The organism is Mycobacterium pseudoshottsii JCM 15466 (genome assembly GCF_003584745.1).
Classification (GTDB): domain Bacteria; phylum Actinomycetota; class Actinomycetes; order Mycobacteriales; family Mycobacteriaceae; genus Mycobacterium; species Mycobacterium marinum.
The window spans coordinates 707,301-719,244 of record NZ_AP018410.1; the positions used below are offsets into that span (position 1 = coordinate 707,301).

At 65.9% G+C, this 11,944-nt stretch carries 6 protein-coding genes and 1 pseudogene; all 7 read left to right on the forward strand.

Annotated elements, in window-relative coordinates:
• The first annotated feature begins 95 nt into the window (after positions 1–95).
• Entirely contained in the window at positions 96–998 is a 903-nt protein-coding gene (locus tag MPSD_RS03270; protein ID WP_086084867.1) for an oxygenase MpaB family protein, read from the forward strand.
• 233 nt (positions 999–1,231) lie between these two features.
• Positions 1,232–2,809 carry a PPE family protein gene (locus tag MPSD_RS03275; protein WP_036426968.1) on the forward strand — a complete coding sequence of 526 codons (1,578 nt, stop codon included), beginning with the start codon at positions 1,232–1,234 and terminating at the stop codon, positions 2,807–2,809.
• Positions 2,810–2,827: 18 nt separating this feature from the next.
• Positions 2,828–3,733 (forward strand): annotated as a pseudogene (locus tag MPSD_RS03280) (class I SAM-dependent methyltransferase).
• Positions 3,734–4,174: 441 nt separating this feature from the next.
• The gene (gene eccA3, locus MPSD_RS03285; RefSeq protein WP_015354278.1) at positions 4,175–6,037 is read left to right on the forward strand and encodes a type VII secretion system ESX-3 AAA family ATPase EccA3; all 1,863 of its coding nucleotides are present in this window, start codon (positions 4,175–4,177) and stop codon (positions 6,035–6,037) included.
• Entirely contained in the window at positions 6,034–7,635 is a 1,602-nt protein-coding gene (gene eccB / locus MPSD_RS03290) for a type VII secretion protein EccB (RefSeq protein WP_020784987.1), read from the forward strand. The genes eccA3 and eccB overlap by 4 nt, the downstream gene beginning before the upstream one ends.
• On the forward strand, positions 7,632–11,633 hold the full coding sequence (gene eccCa / locus MPSD_RS03295; protein WP_086084868.1) for a type VII secretion protein EccCa: 4,002 nt from the start codon (positions 7,632–7,634) through the stop codon (positions 11,631–11,633). The genes eccB and eccCa overlap by 4 nt, the downstream gene beginning before the upstream one ends.
• A gap of 2 nt (positions 11,634–11,635) precedes the next feature.
• Entirely contained in the window at positions 11,636–11,944 is a 309-nt protein-coding gene (locus MPSD_RS03300) for a PE family protein (protein WP_011739404.1), read from the forward strand.

Below are 11,944 nucleotides of genomic sequence, written 5' to 3' on the forward strand. Positions count from 1 at the left end.
TAGTCATTGCCAAATATCTTGACATTAAAGCGGTAGCACGACACCATCGGGAAACAGGTGTTTTCACAATTGATACCCGCGGGCAGGGGGTTTCGGTGACGATCCAGGAGGCGGCGGGCCGGCTTGCGCCGCATGTCGAGCGGCCGATCTCTGACCCGCCGCGCCAGGTCAGGCAGCGAAAACGCGGCGGTTTCGGGGATGGGCTGATGGGGGTGGCGCTGCTGGCCGGTCCGGCCAACGTGATCATGGAGTTGGCGCGTCCTGGAGTTGGACACGGCGTGATGGAAAGTCGGGTCGAAAGCGGTCGAATCGACCGCCACCCGATAAAACGGGCCCGAACCACCTTCACCTACGTTGCGGTGGCCAGCGCCGGCACCGATGAGCAAAAGGCCGCCTTTCGCCGTGCCGTGAACCGGGTCCATGCCCAGGTCTACTCGACACCGGAGAGCCCGGTGAGTTACAGCGCCTTCGACGTGGAGCTGCAGCTGTGGGTGGCGGCCTGCCTGTATAAGGGCGGCGTTGATATCTATCGAACTTTCGTCGGCGAGATGGACGACGAGGAGGCCGATCGCCACTATCGCGACGGCATGTCGATGGGCACCACCCTGCAGGTGCCCGCCGAACTGTGGCCGCCGGATCGGGCCGCCTTTGATCGGTACTGGCAGGAGTCGCTGCAGAAGATCCACATTGATGACGCCGTGCGCGAATATCTGTATCCGATCGCCGCGTCCCGGGTGCGCGGGGTTGCCCTGCCGGGCCCGCTGCGGCGGTGGTCGGAAGGCTTGGCGCTGCTGATCACCACCGGTTTTCTGCCGCAGCGGTTCCGTGACGAGATGCGGTTGCCCTGGGATGCGGCCAAGCAACGGCGGTTCGATCGGTTGATTGCCGTGGTGGGTGCGCTGAATCGGATGATGCCGCGAATCGTGCGCGAGTTCCCGTTCAATTTCATGCTCTGGGACCTGGACCGCCGGATCAGGACCGGCCGTCGGTTGGTGTAACGCCCGAGCGGGCGGTCCGGCCAACGCGGCTGACTCTCCATCTTACGGAAGGGGCGTGGACTTCGGCGCGCCCTGACCAGATCCGTTCGGCCCGATCCGTTGGGCCGCCCACCGGCGTTGATGGACCTGATGGCGGCCTCCAAAACCCCCAGGAAGTGGTTTCCCGCCGGACTTGCAATGTGGCCGTCCGTGGTGTCGAATGTCGATAATGACAATCATATTCATCTCTGGCAGTGCTGGCCGTGGTGGCTCCGGTGTGGTTCGCCTCGCCGCCTGAGGTGCATTCGGCCCTGCTCAGCAGCGGCCCGGGGCCGGCGTCGCTGCTGTCGGGGGCTGCGGCGTGGGCGGGGTTGAGCACCGAGTACGCGTCGGTGGCAGACGAACTCATGGGCGTGCTCGCAGCGGTGCAGGGCGGGGCCTGGGAGGGGTTGAGCGCAGAGCTGTATGTGGCCGCCCATGTGCCATACCTGATGTGGCTGATGTGGGCCAGCGCGACCAGTGCGCAGGCGGCTGCACAGCATGAGGCGGCGGCCGCCGCCTACACCACCGCATTGGCGGCCATGCCGACCATGCCGGAGCTGGCCGCCAACCACGTCATCCACGGGGTCTTGATGGCGACGAACTTCTTCGGCATCAGCACCATTCCGATCGCCGCCAACGAGGCCGACTACGTCCGAATGTGGATTCAAGCGGCGACCACCATGTCGACCTATCAAGCGGTATCCGCGGTCGCCGTGGCGTCGACGCCACCGAGCACTCCGGCTCCGCGCATCCTGGCAGCGCCGGCCGCCGCCCATGACCATGACCATGACCATGGGGGCGATCCCACCCCGATCGACTACTTCGTTGCCGAGGTACTGCGCATCATCAGCGGCGGCAGGATCATCTGGGATCCCGCCGAAGGGACCGTGAACGGCATCCCCTACGACGACTACGTCAACGCAGCCCAACCGATCTGGTGGCTGGTTCGTGCCCTGGAGTTCGGTCAGGACTTTCAGACCTTCATCAAGGAATTGTTCACCAATCCGATCGGCGCCATCGAGTTCATGGTCGAACTCGTCTTGTTCGATTGGCCGACGCACATCGCCCAGATCATTCAAGCGCTGGCGCAATCCCCGCAGTTGCTCGCCGTTGCACTCGGTGGCGTTGTTGCCAATCTGGGGGCGATATCGGGATTGGCCGGGCTATCCGGGCTGGCCGGTCTGCATTCGGCCGCCCTTCCGGCCGCCATCGCGCCGATCGCCCCGCCGATGCCGCCCAGCGTTGCGTTGGCCCCCACGGTCGCCGCGTCGGTGGCGGCGCCCACGCCGCCATCTGCACCGCCGTCCGCGGCGAGCACGGTGGCCAACGCCGCGCCGCCGCCCCCGCCCGCCCCGGCCACAGCGGGCTTCGGGTTCCCCTTCGTGGTGGGGGGTGGTCCCGGTATCGGCTATGGCGAAGGCATGAGCGCCAGCGCGGCCGCGAGCGCCAGGAGAAAGGCGCCGGAGCCGGATTCCGCGGCGCTGGCCGCCGCGGCGGCCGCGCGCGAGGAGGCACGTCGGCGTCGGCGCAAGCGCAAGACGGAACGTGGCTACGGCGAGGAGTTCATGGACGTGGAGGTCGATCCGGACTGGGGCGGACCCCGTGACGATGAGCCGGTGGCCTCGACGCAGGGTGCCGGGCGACTGGGATTCGCCGGCACGGTGCACAGCGAATCGGCCGCCACGGCGGCGGGGTTGACCACTCTGGTCGCCGACGAGTTCGGTGGCGGTCCGAAGATGCCGATGCTTCCGGGTACCTGGGACACCGACTCGGATGCGCCGAGCGACTAGCCGCGTAATATCGGTTGGGTGCGTAGCGAAGGCGATAGCTGGGACATCACCACCAGTGTTGGGTTGACGGCACTATTCGTCGCCACGGCACTTGCACTAGAGGCGCTGAAGCCCGACCCCTTGGCCGTGGACCCGTACGCGGAGCTGTTCTGCCGCGCCGTCGGCGGTTCCTGGGCCGACGTCCTGGACGGCAACGCAGCGGACCACGAATTGCAGAGCGACGACTTTGGCAAGCACTTCGTCAATTTCCAGGGTGCCCGCACCAAGTACTTCGACGCCTACTTCCGCCGCGCGGTCGAGGCGGGGGTGCGGCAGGTGGTGGTCTTGGCGGCGGGGCTGGATTCGCGCGCCTACCGATTGTCCTGGCCGGACGGGACCACCATCTTCGAGTTGGACCGACCTCAGGTCCTCGATTTCAAGCGTGAGGTGCTCGGTGGCCATGGTGTTCGGCCGCGCACCGAGCGTCGGGAGATCGCCGTCGATCTGCGAGACGATTGGCCCCAGGCGCTACGGGACAGCGGCTTTGATGCCGAAGCTCCGTCGGCGTGGATCGCCGAAGGGTTGCTGATTTATCTGCCCGCTGCGGCGCAAGAGCAACTGTTTACCGGCATCGACAGCCTGGCCTGCCTCGGCAGTCATGTCGCGGTGGAGGATGGTGCACCGCTGCCCGACGCGGAGTTCGCCGCCAAGTTGGAGGAAGAACGCGCCGCCGTGGCTGCTGGAGGTGAGCGGCCGTTTTTCCAGCTGCTCTACAACTAGCGATGTGCCCCGGCCGCCGACTGGTTTAGCGAACACGGCTGGACCGCGCTGGGCACCCCGTTGAACAACTACCTGCGCGAGGTGGGCCGACCGGTACCCGGTCCCGGGTCCGAGGTTGCGGCGATGTTCGCGCGCAACACCCTGATGAGCGCCACCAAGCCCTGATCAGCGATTCGATGCCGTTATCGATGCCGGATTCGGTTCGGCTCGGAACTTCTGGATGCCCGGATCCGACCACTGGGCGGCTTGTGGTTTACGCCGCCCAGGCGATGCGTTCTGCGGGTGATCAACCGTGGTGAGGGGTCGGCTGGTGGGTGGTCCGGGCGTCAACCAAGTTTTGATAATGAAAATCATGTTCACTACTCCGGAGTGCTTGGTGACGCTCGGTGGGCTCGTCTGGGGAGGAAATATTCATCATGTGGATGCAAGCTGTGTGCAGTAGTCCGCCGGGGGACTATAAGTTGCAGTTCAGCGCACTGGGGCGCGAGGTCCGGTGGTGAGTAACGTGCTCGCAATCACCTCGACAGTTAGCTTATGCAATGCTAACTTCAGGGCTGATTTTGACGGTAGTTCAGAACAACGTGAGGTTCAGGAGACAGCAGAAGCGTGAAACGTGGTGATATCGGCATGCCTGCTGCTCAGTCCCCTACGTCGCGGGTAAGCGGCCGGGTGGACGCTGACGTTGTCAGCCGGTTCGCGACCTGCTGCCGCGCGCTTGGCATCGCGGTTTATGACCGCAAGCGCCCAGCTGACCTGGACGCCGCACGATCGGGTTTCGGTGCGCTGACCCGGGTCGCCAGCGATCAGTGTGACGCATGGACCGGATTGGCGGCCGCCGGAGATCAGTCAATTGGAGTCCTCGAGGCGGTCTCGCGGACCGCGGGTACGGCCGGTACGTTGCAGCGCCACGTGGAGTTGGCGGCCGGGTCGTTGGGCTTTCTCTACGACACCGGCCTTTATCTGCGGTTTCGGGCGACCGACCCGGATGGCTTTCATCTCGCGTACGCGGCGGCACTGGCGCTGGCGGGAGAGTCGGCGCAATTCGCCAAGGCCAACGAGTTGGTGTCGGGCATTGTCGACCGCCGGCCGAGCTGGCGCGACGCGCGCTGGCTCGCGGTCGTCATCAACTACCGCGCCCAGCGTTGGTCGGATGTCGTCAAGCTGCTGACCCCGATCGTCAACGACTCCGAACTTGACGAGGCCTTTGCGCACGCGGCCAAGATCACCCTGGGCACCGCGCTGGCCCGGTTGGGCATGTTTGCCCCGGCGCTGTCCTACCTCGAGGAACCGGACGGCCCCGTTCCGGTCGCCGCGGTCGATGGCGCACTGGCCAAGGCGTTGGTGTTGCGTGCCCACGTGGACGAGGAGTCGGCAAGCGAAGTCCTGCAGGACCTGTATGCCGCCCATCCGGAGACCGAGCAAATCGAGCACGCGCTCTCCGACACCAGCTTTGGGATTGTGACCACCACGACAGGTCAGATCGAGGCTCGTACCGACCCCTGGGATCCCGAAACCGAGCCCAGCGCCGACGACTTCGTCGACCCCTCCGCCCACGAGCGCAAGGGCGTGCTGCTGCACGAGGCCGAGCTTCAGCTGGCCGAGTTCATCGGACTGGAAGAGGTGAAAAACCAGGTTTCCCGGCTGAAGAGTTCGGTGGCCATGGAGCTGGTGCGTAAGCAGCGGGGGCTTGCCGTAGCTCAGCGCACCCACCACCTGATCTTCGCCGGCCCGCCCGGGACCGGTAAGACGACGATTGCGCGCGTGGTTGCCAAGATCTATTGCGGCCTTGGTCTGTTGAAGCGGGAGAACATCAGGGAGGTGCACCGCGCCGATCTCATCGGCCAACACATCGGCGAAACCGAGGCCAAGACCAACGCCATCATCGACAGCGCACTGGACGGGGTGCTGTTCCTCGATGAGGCCTACGCGCTGGTAGCAACCGGCGCCAAGAACGACTTCGGGCTGGTGGCCATCGACACCTTGCTGGCCCGCATGGAAAACGACCGTGATCGGCTGGTGGTGATCATCGCCGGTTACCGGGCCGACCTGGACAAGTTTCTGGATACCAACGAGGGCTTGCGCTCGCGATTCACCCGCAGCATCGACTTCCCCTCGTACACCTCACACGAGCTGGTGGAGATCGCACACAAGATGGCCGAACAGCGCGACAGCATCTTCGAACCGGCGGCGCTGCAGGACTTGGAGGGACTGTTCGCCAGGCTGGCGGCCGGCTCAACTCCGGACTCCAACGGAGTCTCGCGGCGCAGCCTCGACATCGCCGGCAACGGCCGGTTCGTGCGTAACATCGTCGAACGTTCCGAAGAAGAACGCGAATTCCGGCTCGACCACTCCGAGCACGCTGGATCCGGCGAGTTCAGCGATGACGAGCTAATGACAATCACCGGCTCCGACGTGGGCAGGTCGGTTGAACCGCTGCTGCGCGGCCTGGGTCTTTCGGTGCCCGCATGACGACCAATGAGCCCGATGGCGAATGGGCCGGTGCCCGGCGATCGTTCACGTCGCGTACCCCGGTCAACGACAACCCCGACAAGGTCGAGTACCGGCGCGGTTTCGTCACCCGTCACCAGGTGACCGGTTGGCGGTTCGTGATGCGCCGCATCGCTTCGGGTATCGCGTTGCACGACACCCGGATGCTGGTCGACCCGTTGAGCACCCAGTCGCGTTCGGTCCTGATGGGTGTGCCGATCTTCATCACCGGTTTGGTTGGCTGCTTCGTATTCTCGCTCATCCGGCCCAACGGCCAGGTGGGGGGCAACGCGGTACTCGCCGATCGGTCCACCGCCGCGCTGTACGTGCGGGTCGGAGACACCCTGCACCCGGTGCTCAACCTGACCTCCGCCCGGCTGATCGTTGGCCACCCCGTCAACCCCACGACGGTGAAAAGTACTGAGCTGGACCGTTTTCCGCGCGGCAACCTGATCGGCATTCCTGGTGCCCCCGAGCGGATGGTGCAGAGCGAGGCCCGCGACTCCGACTGGACGGTGTGCGACGCCATCAGCAGTGGGTCGCAAGGCGGCAGCGCCGCCCACAGCACCGGCGTTACGGTGATCGCCGGCTCGCCGGAGCCCAGCGGCCACCGGGCAACCGCGCTCGGCGCCGGGCAGGTGATTCTGGTCAATGACGGCACCAGTAGCTGGCTGCTGTGGGACGGCAAGCGCAGCCGGATGGACCTGGCCGACCATGCGGTCACCAATGCGCTGGGATTTGGCACCGACCTGCCCGCGCCGCGACCCATCGCGCCGGGTTTGTTCAACGCGATACCGGAGGCGGCACCGCTGGCGGCACCGGCCATTCCCGACGCAGGCAATCCGGCGGCCTTTGCCGTGCCCGGGCCTATTGGCTCAGTGGTTCAGGCTTACACCCTGGGTGACAACAGCATTCAGTACTATGCCGTGCTGCCGGACGGACTGCAGCCGATCTCGCCGGTGCTGGCTGCCATCCTGCGCAACACCAACTCCTACGGTCTGCAGCAGCCGCCGCGGATCGGTGCCGATGACGTCGCCAAGCTGCCGGTGTCGCGAATGCTGGATACCACCCGCTATCCCGCCACACCGATGCACCTTGTCGACACCGAAAGCAATCCCATCACCTGCGCCTACTGGAGCAAACCGGTCGGTGCGACGACCAGCTCGCTGACCTTGTTGTCCGGAGCGGCGTTGCCGGTGCCCGACGCGGTCCACACCGTCGACTTGGTGGGTGGCGGATCGCAAAACGGTGCTGTGGCAACCCGAGTTGCCCTGGCGCCAGGTACCGGCTACTTCACCCAGACCGCTGGTGGTGGCCCTGCGGCGCCGCCCACCGGGTCGTTGTTCTGGGTCTCCGACACCGGGGTGCGCTACGGCATCGACACTGAAGGGGAAGGCGGCCGCAAGACGGTTGAGGCGCTTGGGCTGCAAGATCCCCCGGTACTGATTCCGTGGTCCGTCCTGTCGTTGTTCGCGCCAGGCCCGACGCTGTCCCGCGCCGACGCACTGATGGCCCACGACGGGTTGGCACCTGACAGCAAGCCGGGTCGTCCGGAATCGGCCGAGGGGGAGCCCCGATGAGCAGACTGATCTTCGAGGCCCGCCGGCGGCTGGCGCCGCCGAATACCCGCAAGGGCACCATCACCATCGAAGCTCCGCCGGAGTTGCCGCGGGTGATTCCGCCGTCGATGTTGCGGCGTGCGATGCCTGTTCTGATCGTGATCCTCATCGTCGGAATGATCATCGCCCTGGTGGCGACCGGGATGAAGATGATTTCCCCGCAGACCCTGTTCTTCCCCTTCGTGCTGCTGCTGGCCGCGACCGCGCTCTTCCGCGGCAACGACAAGAAGATGCGCACCGAGGAAGTCGACGCCGAACGGGCCGATTACCTGCGTTATCTGTCGGTGGTGCGGGACAACATCCGGGCCCAGGCGGCTCAGCAGCGGGCCGCGGCGCAGTGGTCCCATCCCGACCCGGACGCGTTGGCCGCGGTACCCGGATCCCGTCGGCAATGGGAGCGCGACCCGCACGATCCCGACTTCCTGGTGCTGCGGGCCGGCCGCCATTCCGTGCCGCTCACCACCACCCTGCGGGTTAGCGACACCGCGGATGAAATCGACTTGGAGCCGGTGTCGCACAGTGCATTACATAGCCTGCTCGACACCCAACGCACGGTTCGTGACGTGCCGACCGGGATCGATCTGACCAAGGTCTCGCGGGTCACCCTCGTCGGGGACCGTGCCCAGGTGCGCGACGCGCTGCGGGCCTGGGTTGCCCAAGCGGTGACCTGGCACGACCCGACGGTGCTGGGAGTGGCGCTGGCCACCCGCGACCTGGAAAGCGGCCAGTGGTCCTGGCTGAAGTGGTTGCCGCACGTCGACATCCCCGGTCAGGCCGACGGCGTGGGCCCGGCCCGCTACCTGGCGGCCGACCCCGATGACCTGGTCGAAATGTTGGCTCCCGCGATACTCGATCGCCCCGCCTACGCCGGCTCAGCAGCAGACGCGTTGCGGCACTTGCTGATCGTGGTCGACGATCCCGACTACGACATCAACGCGTCGATGCTGGCTATGGGCCGCGCCGGGGTCACCGTCGTGCACTGTTCGTCCACCCTTCCGCACCGCGAGCAGTATTCGGATCCGGAGAAGCCGATCCTGCGCATCGAGGATGGCGCCATCACCCGCTGGCAGACCGGCGGCGGCTGGCAGGCCTACATTGACCACGCGGACCAGTTGGGTGCCGACGAAGCCTCACACCTGGCCCGCCGGCTGTCGCGGTGGGATTCCAACCCAACGCATGCCGGGCTGCGCTCGGCGGCCACCCGCGGCGCGAGCTTCACCACGCTGCTGGGCATCCCGGACGCTTCACAGCTGGATGTACAGGCAATCTGGGGCCAGCGCCGCCGCGACGACGAGTTGCGCGTGCCGATCGGCATCACCGCCAGCGGCGAGCCGTTGATGTTCGACCTGAAGGACGAGGCCGAAGGCGGGATGGGGCCACACGGCCTGATGATCGGCATGACCGGGTCCGGGAAATCCCAGACCCTGATGTCGATCTTGCTGTCGCTGTTGACAACTCACTCAGCGGAGCGGCTCATCGTCATCTACGCCGACTTCAAGGGTGAGGCCGGGGCGGACAGCTTCCGGAATTTCCCTCAGGTCGTCGCGGTGATCTCCAACATGGCCGAGAAGAAGTCGCTGGCCGACCGGTTCGCCGACACCCTGCGCGGTGAGGTGGCTCGTCGCGAGACGCTGTTGCGCGAGGCCGGCCGCAAGATCCAGGGCAGCGCCTTCAACTCGGTGCTCGAATACGAGAACGCCCGGGAATCGGCGGGCGTTGCCGGACTTGACCTTCCCCCGATCCCGACGCTGTTCGTGGTCGCCGACGAGTTCACCCTGATGCTGGCCGACCATCCCGAGTACGCGGAGCTGTTCGACTACGTGGCTCGTAAAGGCCGGTCGTTCCGCATCCACATCCTGTTCGCGTCCCAGACCCTCGATGTCGGCAAGATCAAGGACATCGACAAGAACACCTCCTATCGGATCGGGCTGAAAGTCGCCAGCGCCAGCGTTTCTCGCCAGATCATCGGGGTAGAGGACGCCTACCACATCGAGGCGGGCAAAGAGCACAAGGGCGTCGGCTTTCTGGTTCCGGCGCCGGGTGCGGCCCCGATCCGGTTCCGCAGCACCTACGTCGACGGCATCTACGAGCCGCCCCAGCAGACCAAGACCCGGGTTGTGCACAACATCCCGGAGCCCAAGTTGTTCACCGCCACCGCGGTGGAGCCGGATCCGGACACCGTCATCTCCGAGGTCGAAGAGGAGCACCCGGTTGGTCCGCCGCGCAAGCTGATCGCAACGATCGGCGAACAGCTGGCCCGCTACGGTCCGCAGGCGCCGCGGCTGTGGCTGCCGCCGTTGGACGAGCCCATCCCGTTGAGCACGCTGCTGGCCACGGCCGGGGTGGCGCAACGACAGTGGCGCTGGCCCCTCGGCGAGATCGACAAGCCATTCGAGATGCGCCGCGACCCGCTGGTGTTCGATGCGACCTCGTCGGCCGGGAACTTGGTGATCCATGGTGGTCCCAAATCCGGAAAGTCCACCGCGCTGCAGTCGTTCATGCTGTCGGCCGCCAGCCTGCATTCGCCCAGCGAGGTCACGTTCTATTGCCTGGACTACGGCGGCGGGCAACTGCGGGCGCTGCAGGACCTGGCCCACGTCGGTAGCGTCGCATCCGCACTGGAACCCGAACGCATTCGGCGCACCTTCGGTGAGTTGGAGCAGTTGCTGCTGGCGCGTCAGCAGCGCGAGGTGTTCCGGGACCGGGGTGGAAACGGTCAGGCCCATGGTTCGGTCCCCGACGACGGTTTCGGCGAGGTATTCCTGGTCATCGACAACCTGTACGCGTTCAGCCGCGACAACACCGACCAGTTCAACACTCGTAACCCGTTGCTGGCCAGGGTGACTGAGTTGGTCAATGTCGGCATGGCGTACGGGATCCACGTCATCATCACCACCCCCAGCTGGCTGGAGGTGCCGTTGGCGATGCGCGACGGTCTCGGGATGCGTCTCGAACTGCGGTTGCACGACGCGCGGGACAGCAACGTGCGGGTGGTCGGCGCGCTGCGTCGACCGGCCGAATCCGTTCCGCACGACCAGCCCGGCCGCGGGCTAACCATGGCCGCCGAGCATTTCCTGTTCGCCGCGCCAGAGCTGGATCAGGTGCCGGCAATCAACGCGCGCTACCCGGGCATGGCCGCCCCACCGGTGCGGCTGTTGCCGATCGACCTTGCCCCGGACGCGGTCGGAAACCTCTACCGCGGCCCGGATCAGATCGTCATCGGTCAGCGCGAAGAAGACTTGGCGCCGGTGGTGCTCAACCTTGCCGAGAACCCGCTGTTGATGGTGTTCGGTGACAGCAAATCGGGCAAGACGACCCTGCTGCGCCACATCATCCGCACCGTTTGTGAGCACTCCACCGAGGATCAGGTGGCTTTCACCGTGCTGGATCGACGGCTGCATCTCGTTGACGAGCCGTTATTCCCCGAAAACGAGTACACCGCCAACATCGACCGGATCGTCCCGGCGATGCTGGGCCTGGCCAACCTGATCGACTCACGACGGCCGCCGACGGGCATGTCTGCCGCGGAGCTGGCCCGGTGGACTTATCATGGCCACACCCACTACCTGATCATCGATGACGTTGACCAGATCCCGGACACGGCCGCGATGTCGGGTCCCTTTGCCGGGCAGCGGCCGTGGACACCGCTGATCGGTCTGCTGGCCCAAGCCGCAGATCTCGGGTTGCGGGTGATCGTCACGGCGCGCGCGTCCGGATCGGCGCACGCGCTGATGACCAGCCCGCTGTTGCGCCGGTTCAACGATCTGCAGGCGACCACGTTGATGTTGGCGGGCAACCCGCAAGACAGCGGCAAGATCCGCGGTCAGCGGTTCAGTCGCCTACCGGCGGGACGAGCGATGTTGTTGGGCGACAGTGATGATCCGACGTACGTGCAATTGGTCAATCCGCTTGTCGGTGAGGCCGCGACAGTTACTGAAACGCAGCAGAAGGGAAATTAGTCATGACGTTGCGAGTGGTTCCGGAGGGATTGGCCGCGGCTAGTGCTGCGGTGGAAGCGCTGACCGCCCGGCTGGCGGCTGCGCACGCAAGCGCATCCCCAGTGATCTCAGCGGTGGTGCCCGCCGCGGTCGATCCGGTGTCGTTGCAGACTGCGGCCGGGTTCAGTGCCCAAGGCATTGAGCACGCTGCGGTGGCGGCCGAGGGTGTCGAAGAGTTGGGACGAGCCGGTCTCGGCGTGGGTGAGTCCGGCGTGAGCTATCTCGCCGGCGATGCGGTTGCCGCTGCTACCTACGGGATCGCAGGCGCCTGA